Origin of the sequence: Variovorax beijingensis, assembly GCF_007828835.1 — a bacterium.
GTDB classification, from domain to species: domain Bacteria; phylum Pseudomonadota; class Gammaproteobacteria; order Burkholderiales; family Burkholderiaceae_C; genus Variovorax; species Variovorax beijingensis_A.
The window spans coordinates 22776-39843 of the sequence record NZ_VIVL01000020.1; the positions used below are offsets into that span (position 1 = coordinate 22776).

A 17068-nucleotide genomic window follows, 5' to 3' on the forward strand; every position below is an offset into this window, starting at 1 on the left:
AAAGAGCGAATGACGACTTCCTCGACCCACCATGACACGGCGCCCTCGGCGCCTTCTGCTCCTCTGAAGCCTGCGATTCTCGAGCGCTTTGCGCGCGAAGTCGCCAAGTACCCTGAAGCCGGCAAGCAGTCGGCCGTGATGGCCTGCCTGGCCATCGTGCAGCAGGACGAAGGCTTCATCAGCATGCAGCGCGAGCGCGAGATCGCCGAGTACCTCGGCATGGCGCCCATCGCCGTGCACGAGGTCACGACCTTCTACAACATGTACAACCAGCATCCGGTGGGCAAGTTCAAGCTCAACGTGTGCACCAACCTGCCGTGCCAGCTGCGTGACGGCGTCACTGCGCTGGTCCACCTCGAGAAGAAGCTCGGCATCAAGATGGGCGAAACCACGGCCGACGGCATGTTCACGCTGCAGCAGAGCGAATGCCTGGGCGCCTGCGCCGATTCGCCCGTGATGCTGGTCAACGACCGCACCATGTGCAGCTTCATGAGCAACGAGAAGCTCGACCAGCTCATCGACGGCCTGCGCGGCTCCACCAAAGGGGAGGCTGCCTGATGTCGCCCGAACAAGTGCTCCAGCAATTCCAGGCCACGGGCGTCCAGACCTGTTTCCATGGCCGCCACATCGAGCCGCAGATCTATGCCGGCCTCGACGGCACCAACTGGCGCCTGGCCGACTACGAGGCGCGCGGCGGCTACAAGGCGCTGCGCAAGATCCTCACCGAGGGCCTCACGCCCGACCAGGTGATCGCCGAAGTCAAGGCCTCGGGCCTGCGCGGCCGCGGCGGCGCGGGCTTCCCCACGGGCCTGAAGTGGAGCTTCATGCCGCGCCAGTTCCCGGGACAGAAGTACCTCGTCTGCAATTCGGACGAAGGCGAACCGGGCACCTGCAAGGACCGCGACATCCTGCAGTTCAACCCGCACATCGTGATTGAGGGCATGGCCATCGCCGCGTATGCGATGGGCATCAGCGTGGGCTACAACTACATCCACGGCGAGATCTTCCAGAGCTACGACCGCTTTGAGGAAGCGCTCGAAGAGGCGCGCGCCGCCGGCTACCTCGGCGACAAGATCATGGGCAGCACGTACAACTTCCAGTTGCATGCCGCCCACGGCTTCGGCGCCTACATCTGCGGCGAGGAAACCGCGCTGCTCGAATCGCTGGAAGGCAAGAAGGGCCAGCCGCGCTTCAAGCCGCCGTTCCCGGCGAGCTTCGGCCTGTACGGCAAGCCAACCACCATCAACAACACCGAGACCTTCGCGGCGGTGCCCTGGATCATCAACAATGGCGGCCAGGCCTACCTCGAATGCGGCAAGCCGAACAACGGCGGCACCAAGATCTATTCGGTGAGCGGCGACGTCGAGTTGCCCGGCAACTACGAAGTGCCGATGGGCACGCCGTTCTCCAAGCTGCTCGAGCTGTGCGGCGGCGTTCGCAAGGGCCGCACGCTCAAGGCCGTGATCCCCGGCGGATCGTCGTCGCCGGTGCTGCCGGCTTCGATCATGATGGAATGCACGATGGACTACGACTCCATCGCCAAGGCCGGCTCCATGCTGGGCTCGGGTGCGGTGATCGTGATGGACGACAGCCGCTCGATGGTCGAGTCGCTGCGGCGCCTCTCGTACTTCTACATGCACGAATCCTGCGGCCAGTGCACGCCGTGCCGCGAAGGCACGGGCTGGCTGTACCGCGTGGTGGACCGCATCCACAACGGGCAGGGCAGGGCGTCGGATATGGACCTCTTGAACTCCGTGGCCGACAACATTCAGGGCCGCACCATCTGCGCGCTCGGCGACGCGGCGGCCATGCCGGTGCGCGCCATGATCAAGCACTTCCGTCACGAGTTCGAGGCCCTGATTCCGGGCTACGTCCCGAAAGCGCCCGTCAAGGCCTGAGCGCGAGAAGAAACATACTCATGATCGAAATCGAACTCGACGGCAAGAAGGTCGAAGTGACCGAAGGCAGCATGGTGATGCATGCGGCCGACAAGGCGGGCACCTACATCCCGCACTTCTGCTATCACAAGAAGCTCAGCATCGCGGCCAACTGCCGCATGTGCCTGGTCGACGTGGAAAAGGCGCCCAAGCCGATGCCGGCCTGCGCCACGCCCGTCACGCAGGGCATGATCGTTCGCACCAAGAGCGAAAAGGCCATCAAGGCGCAGCAGTCGGTCATGGAGTTCCTCCTGATCAACCACCCGCTCGATTGCCCGATCTGCGACCAGGGCGGCGAGTGCCAGCTGCAGGACCTGGCCGTGGGCTACGGCGGTTCTTCTTCGCGCTACGAAGAAGAAAAGCGCGTCGTCTTCCACAAGGACGTCGGTCCGCTGATCAGCATGGAAGAAATGAGCCGCTGCATCCATTGCACGCGCTGCGTCCGCTTCGGCCAGGAAGTGGCCGGCGTGATGGAGCTCGGCATGACCCAGCGCGGCGAGCACTCCGAAATCGAAACCTTCCTCGGCGATTCGGTCGACTCCGAGCTGTCGGGCAACATGATCGACATCTGCCCGGTCGGCGCGCTCACGAGCAAGCCGTTCCGCTACAGCGCCCGTACCTGGGAGCTGTCGCGCCGCAAGTCGGTGAGCCCGCACGACTCCACCGGCGCCAACCTGATCGTCCAGGTCAAGAGCAACCGCGTGATGCGCGTGGTGCCGCTCGAGAACGAAGAAGTCAACGAGTGCTGGATCGCCGACCGCGACCGCTTCTCGTACGAAGCGCTCAACGGCCCGGAACGCCTCACGCAGCCCATGCTCAAGCAGGGCGGCCAGTGGCACCAGGTCGACTGGCAGACCGCGCTCGAATACGTGGCCAACGGCCTCAAGCAGATCAAGGCCGACCACGGTGCGCAAAGCATCGGCACGCTGGTGAGCCCGCACAGCACGCTCGAAGAGCTGCAGCTGGCCGCCATGCTCACGCGTGAGCTCGGCAGCGACAACATCGACTACCGCCTGCGCAATGCCGAATTCACGGCCTTCGAAGGCGTGCGCTGGCTCGGCACCTCGATCGCATCGCTCACGCAATTGCAGCGCGTGCTGGTCGTCGGTTCGAACCTGCGCAAGGACCATCCGCTGTTCGCGCAGCGCATCCGCCAGGCCGTGCGCAAGGGCGCCGCGCTGTCGGTGATCACCTCGGCCGGCCTGATGGCCGACCGCGACGCCTGGGCCATCAGCGTAGCGCAATCGACCATCGCCGAAGCCGACCAATGGGTCGAGGCGCTGGCCGCCGTGGCCGCTGCCATCGGCAAGACCAACGGTGCGGCTGCACCGCTGGCGCCGAAGAACGAACCCGACGCCGCCGCGCAAGCCATTGCCGCCTCGCTGCTGAGCGGCGAGCGCAAGGCCATCCTGCTCGGCAACGCCGCCGCCCACCATGCGCAAGCGAGCAGCCTGCTGGCCCTCGCCAACTGGATCGGCGCGCAGACCGGCGCCACCGTCGGCTACCTGACCGAAGCCGCCAACACCGTGGGCGCGCAGCTCGTCGGCGCGTTCCCGAAGAACGGCGGCCTCGATGCCGGCCGCATGCTGGCCGCGGGCTCGGGCCTCAAGGCCGTGCTGCTGCTCAACAACGAACCGGTGTTCGACTCGGCTGCGGGCGCCGCAGCCGCCGACGTCATCGGCAATGCACAGATGGTCGTCACGCTGAGCCCCTTCAAGGCCAACCTCGAGTTCAGCGACGTGCTGCTGCCGATCGCGCCGTTCACCGAAACACCGGGCACCTTCGTCAATGCCGAAGGCCGCGTGCAGGGTTTCCATGCCGTCGTGAAGCCGCAAGGCGAAACGCGTCCGGCCTGGAAGGTGCTGCGCGTGCTGGCCAACCTGCTCGGCCTGCCGGGCTTCGCATTCGAATCGACGGCTGACGTGCTGCGCACCATCGGCGACAACGGCGCCGTGCCGGCCAGCGCGCTGAACAACGCCACCGCGGCCAAGGCCGTCGCTTCCAGCGGCGCCGCTCCCGCTCCCGTGGTCGCGAGCATCTATCAACTCGACTCGATCGTGCGCCGCGCACCGTCGCTGCAACTCACCGCCGATGCGCGCAACGCATCGGCTGCTCCGGCCCGTGCCGAGGAGGCATTGGCATGATCGACGCAGTGCATGCTTTCGGCCAGGGACTGGTCCACGCGGGCTGGTGGACGGGCCTGGCCTGGCCGGTGATCTGGACGCTGATCAAGATCATCGTGGTCGTGCTTCCGCTGATGGGGGCCGTGGCCTACCTCACGCTGTGGGAGCGCAAGGCGATCGGCTTCACGCAGATCCGCATCGGCCCGAACCGCATCGGGCCGCTGGGCCTGCTGCAGCCCATCGCCGACGCGCTCAAGCTGATGACCAAGGAAATCATTCTTCCGACGGTCGCCAACAAGGGCCTGTTCCTGCTCGGCCCGATCATGACCATCATGCCGGCGCTCGTCGCATGGGCTGTGATTCCCTTCGGTCCGGACGTGGCGCTGGCCAACATCAACGCCGGCCTGCTGTTCGTGATGGCCATCACCTCGCTCGAGGTCTACGGCGTGATCATCGCGGGCTGGGCATCGAACTCGAAGTACGCCTTCCTGGGCGCGCTGCGCGCCTCGGCACAGATGGTGAGCTACGAGATTGCGATGGGCTTCTGCTTCGTCGTGGTGCTGATGGTCTCGGCCAGCCTGAACATGACCGACATCGTGACGGGGCAGGGCAAGGGCACCTTCGCCGACATGGGCATCGGCTTCCTGTCGTGGAACTGGCTGTCGCTGCTGCCGATCTTCGTCGTCTACTTCATCTCGGGCCTGGCGGAAACCAACCGCCACCCCTTCGACGTGGTCGAAGGCGAGTCCGAGATCGTTGCGGGCCACATGATCGAGTACTCGGGCATGAGCTTCGCGATGTTCTTCCTGGCCGAGTACGCCAACATGTGGCTGGTCTCGATCCTGTGCACCGTGCTGTTCCTCGGCGGATGGCTGCCGCCGTTCGAGTTCCTGAGCTTCATCCCGGGCTGGATCTGGCTCGGTGCCAAGACCTTCTGCGTGGTCACCATGTTCCTGTGGGTCCGATCCACCTTCCCGCGCTTCCGCTATGACCAGATCATGCGGCTCGGCTGGAAGATCTTCATCCCGGTCACGCTCGTGTGGCTGGTCGTGGTCGGTGCCTGGATGCAGACCCCGTTCAACATCTGGAAATAACTGGAAGCGCCAACATCATGACTGCTGCGCATACCGCCGGCGCGCTCGCGCGCCCTTCCAAGCTCGCGTCCGCCCCGTTTTCGCTCAAGGACTTCCTGGGCAGCTTCATGCTGTTCGAACTGTTCAAGGGCCTGGCCATCACTGGCAAGTACGCCTTCGCCCGCAAGATCACGGTGCAGTTTCCCGAAGAAAAAACGCCGCTGTCGCCGCGCTTTCGCGGCCTGCACGCGCTGCGCCGCTATGAGAACGGCGAAGAGCGCTGCATCGCCTGCAAGCTCTGCGAAGCCGTGTGCCCGGCGCTGGCCATCACCATCGAATCCGATGTGCGCGACGACGGTTCGCGCCGCACCACGCGCTACGACATCGACCTGACCAAGTGCATCTTCTGCGGCTTCTGCGAAGAGAGCTGCCCGGTCGATTCGATCGTCGAGACCCACATCTTCGAATACCACGGCGAAAAGCGCGGCGACCTGTACTTCACCAAGGACATGCTGCTGGCCGTGGGCGACCGCTACGAAAAAGAAATCGCAGCGAACAAGGCGGCCGACGCCAAGTACCGCTGATCCCGATCAGTCCGAACCCCGTACCAATTCGAATTCCAATGGACGTCAAGACCGGTCTGTTCTATCTCTTTGCCGCGGTGCTGCTGTTCGCAGCCTTCCGGGTCATCACCGCCCGCAATCCCGTGTACGCCGCGCTGTACCTGGTGCTGGCCTTCTTCCAGGCTTCGGCGATCTGGCTGCTGCTGCGCGCCGAGTTCCTGGCAATCTCGCTGGTGCTCGTCTACGTGGGGGCAGTGATGGTGCTGTTCCTGTTCGTCGTGATGATGCTGGACATCAACGTCGACGGCCTGCGGCAGGGTTTCTGGAAGCACTTTCCGCTGGCAGCCGGCGTGGGCGCGCTCATTGCGCTCGAAATGGCCGCCGTGCTGATGGGCGGCTTCCGCTTGGCGGAGCCGCCGCGCGCCGGAGCCGCCATGGCGGCCAGCAACTCGAACACGCTCGAGCTCGGCAAGCTGCTGTACTCCGAGTACCTGTATCCGCTGGAGATCGCGGCCGTCATCCTGCTCGTGGCCATCGTGGCCGCCATCGCGCTGACGCTGCGCACCCGCAAGGACAGCAAGTACGTCAACCCCTCCGACCAGGTGCGCGTGAAGGCGCGGGACCGCGTGCGCATCGTGCAGATGCCGGTCACGCGCGCCGCCGAGCCCGTGGCGGAAGCAGACGCAGCAGCGGCAAAGGAAAACAAGGCATGACGCTCACGCTCGGACACTTTCTATCGCTCGGCGCCATGCTCTTCGCGCTGTCGGTGATCGGCATCTTCCTGAACCGCAAGAACCTCATCGTGCTGCTGATGGCCATCGAGCTGATGCTGCTCGCGGTAAACATGAACTTCGTGGCGTTCTCGTACTACCTGGGCGACATGCACGGCCAGATCTTCGTGTTCTTCATCCTGACGGTGGCCGCGGCCGAGTCGGCCATCGGCCTTGCGCTGCTGGTCCTGCTGTTCCGCAACAAGTCGAACATCAACGTGGACGAACTCAACTCGCTCAAGGGTTGAAATCAGTATGAGCGCAACCCTTTCCGCATCCGCCCTGCTGGCCGTGCCGCTGGCACCCCTGGTCGGCGCCGTCGTCGCCGGCCTGTTCGGCACCAAGTTCGGCGGCAATCACATCGGCCGCAAGGTCACGCATTCGCTGACCATCCTCGGCGTGCTCGTCGCCTTCATCATCTCGGCCATGACGCTCAAGAGCGTGGTGGCCGATGGCGCGCGCTTCAACGCCACCATCTACGAATGGATGGTGGTGGGCGGCCTGAAGATGGAAATCGGCTTCCTGGTCGACGGCCTCACGGCCATGATGATGTGCGTGGTGAGCTTCGTCTCGCTGATGGTGCACATCTACACCATCGGCTACATGGAAGAAGACGAGGGCTACAACCGCTTCTTCGCCTACATCTCGCTCTTCACCTTCTCGATGCTGATGCTCGTCATGAGCAACAACATGCTCCAGCTGTTCTTCGGCTGGGAAGCGGTGGGCCTGGTGTCGTACCTGCTGATCGGCTTCTGGTTCAACCGGCCTACGGCGATCTTCGCGAACATGAAGGCCTTCCTGGTCAACCGCGTGGGCGACTTCGGCTTCATCCTGGGCATCGGCCTGATCGCCGCCTATGCCGGCACGCTGAACTACGGCGAGGCCTTCGCCAAGGCCAACACGCTGGCCGGCATCACCTTCCCCGGCACCGAGTGGATGCTGGTGACCGTGATCTGCATCTGCCTGTTCATCGGCGCCATGGGCAAGAGCGCGCAGTTCCCGCTGCATGTGTGGCTGCCCGACTCGATGGAAGGCCCGACGCCCATCTCCGCGCTGATTCACGCCGCGACCATGGTCACGGCCGGCATCTTCATGGTGGCGCGCATGTCGCCGCTGTTCGAACTCAGCGACACGGCGCTCTCGTTCATCCTGGTGATCGGTGCCATCACGGCGCTGTTCATGGGGTTCCTCGGCATCATCCAGAACGACATCAAGCGCGTGGTGGCGTATTCGACGCTCTCGCAGCTGGGCTACATGACCGTGGCGCTCGGTGCCTCGGCCTACTCGGTCGCGGTGTTCCATCTGATGACGCATGCCTTCTTCAAGGCGCTGCTGTTCCTCGGCGCGGGCTCGGTGATCATCGGCATGCACCACAACCAGGACATCCGATGGATGGGCGGCGTGCGCAAGTACATGCCGATCACCTGGATCACCTCGCTCCTGGGTTCGCTCGCGCTGATCGGCACGCCGTTCTTCGCCGGCTTCTACTCGAAGGACAGCATCATCGAAGCGGTGCACGAAAGCCACCTGTGGGGCGCACAGTTCGCCTACTACGCGGTGCTGGCCGGCGTGTTCGTGACGGCGTTCTATTCGTTCCGTATGTATTTCCTGGTGTTCCACGGCAAGGAGCGCTACGACCAGAATCCCGACGCGCACCACCATGACGAACATGCGGAGCACGACGACGATCACGGCCACGGCGACAAGCCGCACGAATCGCCCTGGGTGGTGTGGCTGCCGCTGGTGCTGCTCGCGATCCCGTCGGTGGTGATCGGCTTCATGACGATCGAGCCGATGCTGTTCGGCGAGTTCTTCAAGAACGCGATCATCGTGGACGGCACACGGCACCACGCCATGAAGGAACTGGAAGAGGCCTTCCACGGCCCGGTGGCCATGGCCATCCACGGTCTGCAGGCGGCGCCGTTCTGGCTGGCACTGGCTGGCGTGGTCCTGTCCTGGTACATGTACATGATCAATCCGGCGCTGCCGGCCGCGATCAAGCGCGCCTTCGGCCCGATCTACCGCCTGCTCGAGAACAAGTACTACATGGACTGGTTCAACGAGAACGTCGTCGCCCGCGCCACGCGTGGGCTCGGCACCGGGCTGTGGAAGGGCGGCGACCAGGCGCTGATCGACGGCGCGGTGGTCAATGGCTCATGGAAGGTCGTGGGCCGCATCTCGGGCGCGGTACGCTGGCTGCAGTCGGGCTACATCTATCACTACGCCTTCGCGATGCTGCTCGGCATCTTCATCCTGATGACGTACTTCGTCTGGTTCAAGCGCTGAGTCAAGCGCTGGAGAAAAACAAAAATGGGTTTGTTGAGCCTTGCCATCTGGGTGCCGATCGCATTCGGTGTCGCGTTGCTGGCGTTCGGCCGTGACGAGCATGCCAGGGGCGTGCGCTGGGTCGCGCTGGTCGGCGCGATCGTGAGCTTCCTGGTGACCGTACCGCTCTACACGGGCTTCCAGAACGGCACCGCCGCGATGCAGTTCGTCGAGAAGGCCGGCTGGATCGCGCGCTTCAATGTCAACTATCACCTCGGCATCGACGGCCTGTCGATCTGGCTGGTGCTGTTGACTTCGTTCACCACCGTGGTGGTCGTGATCTCGGCCTGGGAAGTGATCACCGAGCGCGTCAACCAGTACATGGCCGCGTTCCTGATTCTCTCGGGCTTCATGATCGGCGTGTTCGCCGCGCTCGACGGCATCCTGTTCTACGTGTTCTTCGAAGCCACGCTGATCCCGATGTACCTCATCATCGGCATCTGGGGCGGCCCGAACAAGATCTACGCGGCCTTCAAGTTCTTCATCTACACCCTGCTCGGCTCGCTGCTGACGCTGGTGGCGCTGATCTACCTGTACAACAAGTCGGGCGGCAGCTTCGACATCCTGAGCTGGCACAAGCTGCCGCTGGGCTCGACAGCGCAGACCTTCCTGTTCTTCGCATTCTTTGCCGCCTTTGCCGTCAAGGTGCCGATGTGGCCGGTCCATACCTGGCTGCCGGACGTGCACGTCGAGGCCCCCACCGGCGGCTCGGCCGTGCTGGCCGCCATCATGCTGAAGCTCGGCGCCTACGGCTTCCTGCGCTTCTCGTTGCCGATCGCGCCCGACGCCTCGCACGAATGGGCCTGGCTCATGATCGCGCTGTCGCTGATCGCGGTGATCTACGTCGGCCTGGTGGCGCTGGTGCAGGAAGACATGAAGAAGCTCGTGGCCTACTCGTCGGTTGCCCACATGGGCTTCGTGACGCTCGGCTTCTTCATCTTCAACGAGTTGGGCGTGTCCGGCGGCATCGTGCAGATGATTGCCCACGGCTTCGTGTCGGGCGCCATGTTCCTTGGCATCGGCGTGCTCTACGACCGCGTGCATTCGCGCCAGATCGCCGACTACGGCGGCGTGGTCAACACCATGCCCAAGTTCGCCGCATTCGCGCTGCTGTTCGCCATGGCCAATTGCGGCCTGCCGGGCACCGCCGGTTTCGTGGGCGAATGGATGGTCATCCTGGGTGCAGTCAAGTCCAACTTCTGGCTCGGCTTCGGAGCCGCCACGGCGCTGATCTTCGGCGCGGCCTACACCCTCTGGATGTACAAGCGCGTGTACCTCGGCCCGGTCGGCAACGACCACGTCAAGGAACTCACCGACATCAATGCCCGCGAATTCCTGATGCTGTCGCTGCTGGCCATTGCCGTGCTGTGGATGGGCATCCATCCGAAGCCGTTCACCGACGTGATGGACGCTTCCGTGACCGAGCTTCTTCGCCACGTGGCGATTTCGAAGCTGCCCTCCTGATGCCACGCTGAAGAAGAGAACGAGATGATTGACAAACTCAGCTGGGTCGCGATCTACCCCGAAATCGTGCTGCTGGTCATGGCCTGCATCATTGCGCTGGTCGACCTGTCGAGCACCAGTGCGCAGCGCACGCGCACCTACATCCTGACGCTGCTCACGCTGGCCGTGGTGGCCGTGCTGACCGGCCTGGCCGGCAACGAGGGCAAGACGGTCTACGGCTTCGGCGGCATGGTCGTGAGCGATCCCATGGGCAACTGGCTCAAGTGCTTTGCCACGGTGGCCCTGATGGTCACGCTGGTCTACGGCCGGCCCTACGCGGCCGACCGCGACATGCTGCGCGGCGGCGAGATGTTCACCATCAGCATGTTCGCGCTGCTGGGCATGTTCGTGATGATCTCGGGCAGCAACTTCCTCCTGATCTACCTCGGGCTCGAACTGCTCACGCTGTCCAGCTATGCGCTGGTGGCGCTGCGCCGCGACAACGCGGTGGCCAGCGAAGCAGCCATGAAGTACTTCGTGCTCGGCGCCATGGCCAGCGGCTTCCTGCTCTATGGCCTGTCGATGCTCTACGGCGCGACCGGCTCGCTCGACACCAACGAAGTGTTCAAGATCATCGCCAGCGGCAAGGTGAACCACCAGGTGCTGGTGTTCGGCCTCGTGTTCATCGTGGCGGGCCTGGCCTTCAAGGTGGGGGCGGCGCCTTTCCACATGTGGGTGCCCGACGTGTACCAGGGCGCACCGACGGCGGTCACGCTGCTGATCGGCGCGGCGCCCGAGCTGGCCGCCTTCGCCATCATCATCCGCCTGCTGGTGGAAGGGCTGCTGCCGCTGGCCATCGACTGGCAGCAGATGCTGGCACTCTTGGCCATCGCCTCGCTGCTGGTGGGCAATTTGGCCGCCATCGCGCAGACCAACCTCAAGCGCATGCTGGCCTACTCGACCATTGCGCAGATGGGTTTCATGCTGCTCGGCCTGGTGGCGGGCGTGGTCAACGGCAACACCTACAACGCACAGTTCGCCTACAGCGCCTCGATGTTCTACATCGTGACCTACGTGCTGACCACGCTGGCGAGCTTCGGCATCATCCTGCTGCTGGCGCGCGAGGGGTTCGAAAGCGAAGAAATCACCGACCTGGCCGGCCTGAACCAGCGCAGCCCGCTGTACGCCGGCGTGATGGCGATCGCGATGTTCTCGCTCGCGGGCCTGCCGCCGCTGGTCGGGTTCTACGCCAAGCTGGCGGTGCTGCAGGCGCTGATCGCCTCGGGCCAGGCGCTCTACATCGGCCTGGCGGTGTTCGCGGTGGTCATGTCGCTGATTGGCGCCTTCTACTACCTGCGCGTGGTCAAGGTCATGTACTTCGACGCGCCGGTCACGGCCAGCACCGTGTCGGCGCCGCGCGACGTGCGCACAGTGCTGTCGATCAACGGCCTGCTGATCCTCGTGCTGGGCATCGTGCCCGGCGGCCTCATGACGCTGTGCGCCAAGGCCATCGTGGCCACGCTGGCGAACTGATCCCGGCCTGCCCACGGTGTCGCAAACCGCATCGGTCTGGGTCGTTCTCCTGGTGGCGCTGGTGGCGGCCAACCTGCCGTTCTGCAACGACCGGCTGTTCGGCGTCGTGCCCCTGGCCACGCGGCCCAAGCCGCTGGCAGTGCGGCTCGCCGAACTGGTGGTGCTGTATTTCGCCGCGGGCGGCGTGGGCTTGCTGTTCGAAAGCCGGGCAGGGCAGATCGCCCCGCAGGGCTGGGAGTTCTATGCGGTGACCGGCGCGCTTTTCATCGTGCTGGCCTTTCCAGGGTTCACCTGGCGCTACCTCATGAAGCACAGGCACGGATGACCGACATGACTTCTCCCATCGCCGATTCGCACCTGAAGGAAGAACGCACGGCCAGCGAGCTGCTGGTCAAAGGCAACTTCCTCCAGGTCTGCCGCGACACCGTGCGCCTGCCCGACGGCCACAGCGCCACGCGCGAGTACGTGATCCATCCGGGCGCGGTGGTGGTGATTCCACTGCTCGACGACGGCCGCGTGGTGCTGGAGCGGCAGTACCGTTATCCGGTGGGGCATGTGATGGTCGAGTTTCCGGCCGGCAAGCTCGATGCGGGCGAAGATCCGCTGGTGTGCGGCCAGCGCGAACTGCTCGAGGAAACCGGCTACACCGCGAGCGAATGGGCCTACGCCGGCGCCATGCACCTCGCCGTGGCCTATTCCACCGAGATCATCCACATCTACTTTGCGCGCGGCCTGTCGCTCGGCAAGCGGCAGCTCGACCACGGCGAGTTCCTGGACGTGTTCACGGCCACGCCGGCCGAAGTTGCACTCTGGTGCCGCGACGGCACGCTCACCGATGCCAAGTCGCTGACCTGCATGCTGTGGCTGCAGAACGTTCTTTCGGGCGCATGGTCACTCGATTGGCGAGCCACCGCTTCGCAAGGCGGCGCGGGATAATCCGCGCATGAAGGTTCTCGATCTGCGCTGCTCGCATGGCCACGGCTTCGAAGGCTGGTTTGCGTCCAATGAAGCTTTCGAAACCCAGCTGGCCGCCGGACTGGTGGAATGCCCGGTGTGTGCCGACACGCGCATCGTCAAGCTGCTGAGCGCGCCGCGCCTGAACCTGGGCAACGCGAAGGCGCCGGCAGAGGCCGCTGCTGCGTCGGCATCGGCATCTTCGGCACCCGCCAAGGCCCAGGCACCGGCCGAACAATCTCCCGAGGCCCGCTGGATGCGCGCCGTGCGCGAGGTTCTCGCAAAGACCGAGGACGTGGGCGACCGTTTTGCCGACGAGGCGCGCAGGATGCACTACGGCGAAGCCGAAGAACGCGGGATCCGCGGCCAGGCGACCCGCGAGCAGACCGAAGCGCTGCTCGAAGAGGGCATTCCGGTGATGGCCCTGCCCATCCCTGCGGCGCTCAAGGAAACGCTGCAGTAGCCTGCAGCCGGCCCATCAAGCCGTGAACTGCAGGGCGGCCAGGCGGGCATAGACCCCGCCTTGCGCCACCAGCGTGGCGTGTGTTCCCTGTTCGACAATGCCGCCATGGTCCAGCACGATGATGCGGTCGGCCTTCTGCACGGTGGCCAGGCGGTGCGCAATCACGAGCGTCGTACGGCCTTCCATGGCCGATTCGAGCGCCGCCTGCACCATGCGTTCGCTCTCGGCATCGAGTGCGCTGGTGGCTTCGTCGAGCAGCAGCAGCGGCGGGTTCTTGAGAATGGCGCGCGCAATTGCAATGCGCTGGCGCTGTCCGCCCGACAGGCGCACCCCGCGCTCGCCCAGGAAGGTGTCATAGCCCTCGGGCAGCGCCTGCAGGAAATCGTGCGCAAAGGCCGCGCGCGCGGCGGCATGCACCTCGTCGGCCGTGGCGTCGGGGCGGCCGTAGCGGATGTTCTCGAAGGCGCTGGCCGAGAAGATCACGGCGTCCTGCGGCACCAGGCCGATGCGGGTGCGAAGCTCGGGCAGCGCGAGCGAGGCCAGCGGGGCGCCGTCGAGCAGCAGGCGGCCGGACTGCGGATCGTAGTAGCGCAGCAGCAGCTGGAACACCGTGCTCTTGCCGGCACCGCTCGATCCCACCAGGGCGACCGTTTCGCCGGGCGCGATGTCGAGGCTGAAGTCCTTGAGCGCCGGCGTGCCGGGCCGCGAGGGGTAGTGGAAAGTCACCGCCTCGAGCTTGACCGCGCTGCCCGCCGCCGGGACGGGCGCAGCCACCGGATCGGGCGGTGAAACGATAGCCGCCGGGGCATGCAGCAGTTCCATCAGGCGCTCGGTCGCGCCGGCTGCGCGCAGCAGGTCGCCATAGACCTCGCCGAGCACTGCGGTCGCGCTGGCAAGAATGGCCACGTACACCACGGTCTGGCCCAGGTGGCCGGCCGTGATGTCGCCGCGCAGCACCGCCTGCGTGCCCTGGTAGAGGCCCCAGAGCAGCGCCGCCGAGGTGGCGATGATGATGAAGGCCACCAGCACCGAGCGCGCCTTGGTGCGGCGCACCGCGGTCTTGAAGGCGTTTTCGGTCGAGGCCTTGAAGCGGCCGGCCTCGCGCGATTCGGCCGTGTAGCTTTGCACCACCGGAATCGCATTGAGCACCTCGGCCGCGATGGCGCTCGAATCGGCCACCCGGTCCTGGCTCGCGCGCGAGAGCTTGCGCACGCGTCGGCCGAACCACATGCTCGGCAGCACCACCAGCACCAGGATGCCCAGCACCTGGACCATCACGTAGGGATTGGTCCACACCAGCACCGCCAGCGCGCCCACGCCCATGACGGCATTGCGCAGGCCCATGCTCAGCGACGAGCCGACCACGGTCTGCACCAGCGTGGTGTCGGCCGTCAGGCGCGACAGCACTTCGCCGGTCTGCGTGGTCTCGAAGAAGGCCGGGCTCTGGCGCAGCACATGGCCGTAGACCGCGTTGCGCAGATCGGCCGTGACGCGTTCGCCGAGCCAGCTCACCGTGTAGAAGCGCGCGGCCGAAAAAAGGCCGAGCGCCACGGCCACCGCGAAGAGGGCGCCGAAGTGCTCGCGCAGCGCCATGGTCTGGGCGCCCTTGTCCGCGCTGATCAAGCCGCCATCAATCAGGCTGCGCAATGCGATAGGAAACACCAGCGTGGTGATGGCCGCCATCACCAAAAAAATGCCCGCGAGGACGATCTGGACGCGGTAGGGCCGGAGAAAAGGGCTCAGGCCCGACAGCGATCGGGGCGAGCCCTTGGCCGGTGAAGACAGGGGGGAGGAAGCCATGGCCCCGATTCTACCGACCCTTGCCGTCGCAAAGGCATCCTTGACAATAATTGACTGGGCAAGTAATATTGCGGCCATGAGCGATGCAGACAACCCGCAAGTCCCCCCGGCCTCCGGCAACGCCGGGGGCCAGCCGGCCGACTTCTACCGCGCCGAAACCTACCAGACCGAGGAAAGCATCGGGTATTTGATGCGCCGTATCCTGGGGGCGGTGGCCCAGGCAGTGGAAACCCGCATGTGCGAGCCCGGCGGTCCGACCTTTCCCCAATGGCTGCCGCTCTACAAGCTGCATGTCGGCGCGGCCACCACGGTGGCCGAACTGGCCCGCGCCTGCGAGCTCGATGCCGGCGCCATGACGCGCCTGCTCGACCGCCTCGAGGCCAAGGGCCTGTGCCGCCGCGTGCGCTCGCTGGAGGACCGCCGTGTGGTCAACATCGAGCTCACCGACGAAGGCCGCGCGGCCGCCAAGGAGGTGCCGTACGTGCTGAGCCGGGTACAGAACGAGTACTTGGCGGGTTTCACCAAGGAAGAGTGGGAGCAACTCAAGAGCTACCTGCGCCGGATCTTCGACAACGCCCAGGCCCTTGCGGCCCGTGGAGATAAAAATGACTGATTCCTTCGCCGTGCGCGCCGCGCGCCGCACCCCCATCGTGGCCGCCGCACTGCTGGTGGTGGCATTGGCCGGCTGTGCCGACATGGCAGGCATCGGCTCCGAGGCCAGGCTGCGCGATGCCTCGTCGCTGGGCATCGCGCCCGACAGCGCCGCGGTGCCGGCCTCCCGCCTCGACGGCCAATGGTGGCAGGCCTTCGGCGACACGCAGCTCAACACGCTGATCGACCGGGCCGTGGCCGGCAATCCGAACCTGCAGGTGGCACAGGCCCGCCTTGCGCGCGCCCAGGCCTCGGCGGACATCGCCGGCGCCGCGCTACAGCCGCAGGTCAAGGGCGACCTCGACCTGAAACGCCAGAAGTTCAACAGCAACTACATCTACCCGGCGCCGCTCGGCGGCTCCACGCAGAACATCGGCCTGCTGCAGCTCGGCGCCAGCTGGGAACTCGACTTCTTCGGCAAGAACCGCAGCGCGCTCGACACCGCCATCGGCGCGGCCAATGCCGCGGCTGCCGATGCGGATGCCGCCCGCGTGCTGCTGGCCAGCAACGTGGCGCGCAGCTATTTCCAGTGGGCGCGCCTGAACGACCAGCTTGCCGTGGCGCGGCGCACGCTGGCCCAGCGCGACGAAACGCTCAAGCTCGTGCGCGACCGCGTGTCCGCTGGCCTGGACACCCGACTCGAACTGCGCCAGAGCGAAGGCGGCCTGCCCGAGGCGCGCCAGCAGATCGAAGCCCTCGACGAGCAGATCGCGCTGCAACAGCATGCGCTCGACGCGCTCGTGGGCCAGCCCAACGTATCGCAATCGCTCAAGCCGCCGGCGCTCGAGAAGCTCAAGCCGATGGCGCTGCAGGCCAACATTCCGGCCGACCTGCTGGGTCGCCGCGCCGATATCGCCGCCGCGCGCTGGCGCGTCGAAGCCGCCACCAGCGACGTGAAGAACGCCAGGACGCTCTTCTATCCCAACGTGAACCTCACCGCCTTCGCGGGCTTCCAGAGCCTGGGTTTCGGCAAGCTGCTCAAGTCGGGCAGCGAGCAGTGGGGCGTGGGCCCTGCCATCAGCCTGCCGATCTTCGAAGGCGGCAAGCTGCGCGCCAACCTGCGCGGCAAGTCGGCCGACCTCGACGTGGCCATCGAGAGCTACAACGCCGCAGTCATCGATGCCGTGCGCGACGCGTCCGACCAGGTCACGAGCGCGCAGTCGATCGCACGCCAGCAGGCCGAGCAGCGCGCCGCGCAGACAGCCGCCGAAGGCGCCTACGACATCGCCGTGCAGCGCTACCGCGCGGGCCTGGGCAACTACCTCAACGTGCTGACCGCCGAAACCGCCGTGCTCGCGCAGCGCCGGCTGGCGGTCGATCTGGCCGCGCGCGCGCTCGACACGCAGGTGGGCCTGGCGCGCGCGCTCGGCGGCGGCTGGCAGCCGCCGGCAACCGCCACCGCCGCGGCGCCCGCGCCGTCCGCATCGAACTGA

General features: G+C 65.7%; 16 protein-coding genes. 15 read left to right on the forward strand and 1 reads right to left on the reverse strand.

The window, feature by feature from the left end:
* The first annotated feature begins 9 nt into the window (after positions 1-9).
* From nuoE to FB547_RS31630, 13 genes are read left to right on the forward strand one after another with little or no spacing between them, the layout of a single operon-like run.
* Positions 10-558 carry an NADH-quinone oxidoreductase subunit NuoE gene (nuoE, locus tag FB547_RS31570; RefSeq protein ID WP_225613275.1) on the forward strand — a complete coding sequence of 183 codons (549 nt, stop codon included), beginning with the start codon at positions 10-12 and terminating at the stop codon, positions 556-558.
* On the forward strand, positions 558-1898 hold the full coding sequence (gene nuoF / locus FB547_RS31575) for an NADH-quinone oxidoreductase subunit NuoF (RefSeq protein ID WP_145747556.1): 1341 nt from the start codon (positions 558-560) through the stop codon (positions 1896-1898). The genes nuoE and nuoF overlap by 1 nt, the downstream gene beginning before the upstream one ends.
* 20 nt (positions 1899-1918) lie before the next feature.
* On the forward strand, positions 1919-4081 hold the full coding sequence (nuoG, locus tag FB547_RS31580; RefSeq protein ID WP_145747557.1) for an NADH-quinone oxidoreductase subunit NuoG: 2163 nt from the start codon (positions 1919-1921) through the stop codon (positions 4079-4081).
* Positions 4078-5154: an NADH-quinone oxidoreductase subunit NuoH gene (nuoH, locus tag FB547_RS31585; protein WP_012748600.1), complete on the forward strand. Its 1077-nt coding sequence runs from the start codon at positions 4078-4080 to the stop codon at positions 5152-5154. Before nuoG ends, nuoH begins: the two co-directional genes overlap by 4 nt.
* 17 nt (positions 5155-5171) lie before the next feature.
* Positions 5172-5717, forward strand: a complete 546-nt coding sequence (gene nuoI / locus FB547_RS31590; protein WP_012748599.1) for an NADH-quinone oxidoreductase subunit NuoI — start codon at positions 5172-5174, stop codon at positions 5715-5717.
* 38 nt (positions 5718-5755) lie between these two features.
* Entirely contained in the window at positions 5756-6409 is a 654-nt protein-coding gene (locus FB547_RS31595; protein WP_145747558.1) for an NADH-quinone oxidoreductase subunit J, read from the forward strand.
* Positions 6406-6714 (forward strand): NADH-quinone oxidoreductase subunit NuoK, encoded by a 309-nt coding sequence (gene nuoK, locus FB547_RS31600; protein WP_012748597.1) that lies wholly within the window; start codon positions 6406-6408, stop codon positions 6712-6714. Before FB547_RS31595 ends, nuoK begins: the two co-directional genes overlap by 4 nt.
* Before the next feature lie 7 nt (positions 6715-6721).
* Positions 6722-8752, forward strand: coding sequence for an NADH-quinone oxidoreductase subunit L (nuoL, locus tag FB547_RS31605; protein WP_145747559.1), 2031 nt, complete (start codon positions 6722-6724; stop codon positions 8750-8752).
* A gap of 24 nt (positions 8753-8776) precedes the next feature.
* Positions 8777-10255, forward strand: coding sequence for an NADH-quinone oxidoreductase subunit M (locus FB547_RS31610; protein ID WP_145747560.1), 1479 nt, complete (start codon positions 8777-8779; stop codon positions 10253-10255).
* Positions 10256-10279: 24 nt separating this feature from the next.
* Positions 10280-11767 carry an NADH-quinone oxidoreductase subunit NuoN gene (gene nuoN / locus FB547_RS31615; protein ID WP_145747561.1) on the forward strand — a complete coding sequence of 496 codons (1488 nt, stop codon included), beginning with the start codon at positions 10280-10282 and terminating at the stop codon, positions 11765-11767.
* A 16-nt stretch (positions 11768-11783) separates the two neighbouring features.
* Positions 11784-12092, forward strand: coding sequence for a DUF2818 family protein (locus FB547_RS31620; protein WP_145747562.1), 309 nt, complete (start codon positions 11784-11786; stop codon positions 12090-12092).
* Between the two features lie 5 nt (positions 12093-12097).
* Complete coding sequence (locus FB547_RS31625; protein WP_370878960.1) at positions 12098-12703, forward strand: NUDIX domain-containing protein; 606 nt, start codon at positions 12098-12100, stop codon at positions 12701-12703.
* A 7-nt stretch (positions 12704-12710) separates the two neighbouring features.
* Complete coding sequence (locus FB547_RS31630) at positions 12711-13184, forward strand: DUF1178 family protein (RefSeq protein WP_145747564.1); 474 nt, start codon at positions 12711-12713, stop codon at positions 13182-13184.
* 15 nt (positions 13185-13199) lie between these two features.
* On the opposite strand, the gene FB547_RS31635 is transcribed toward FB547_RS31630, so the two are convergent.
* Positions 13200-14984, reverse strand: coding sequence for an ABC transporter transmembrane domain-containing protein (locus FB547_RS31635; protein ID WP_145747565.1), 1785 nt, complete (start codon positions 14982-14984; stop codon positions 13200-13202).
* A gap of 76 nt (positions 14985-15060) precedes the next feature.
* Here FB547_RS31635 and FB547_RS31640 point away from each other — a divergent pair, with 76 nt between their 5' ends.
* Together FB547_RS31640 and FB547_RS31645 are read left to right on the forward strand one after the other, a co-directional pair.
* On the forward strand, positions 15061-15597 hold the full coding sequence (locus tag FB547_RS31640) for a MarR family winged helix-turn-helix transcriptional regulator (protein WP_145747566.1): 537 nt from the start codon (positions 15061-15063) through the stop codon (positions 15595-15597).
* Entirely contained in the window at positions 15590-17068 is a 1479-nt protein-coding gene (locus FB547_RS31645; RefSeq protein ID WP_145747567.1) for an efflux transporter outer membrane subunit, read from the forward strand. The genes FB547_RS31640 and FB547_RS31645 overlap by 8 nt, the downstream gene beginning before the upstream one ends.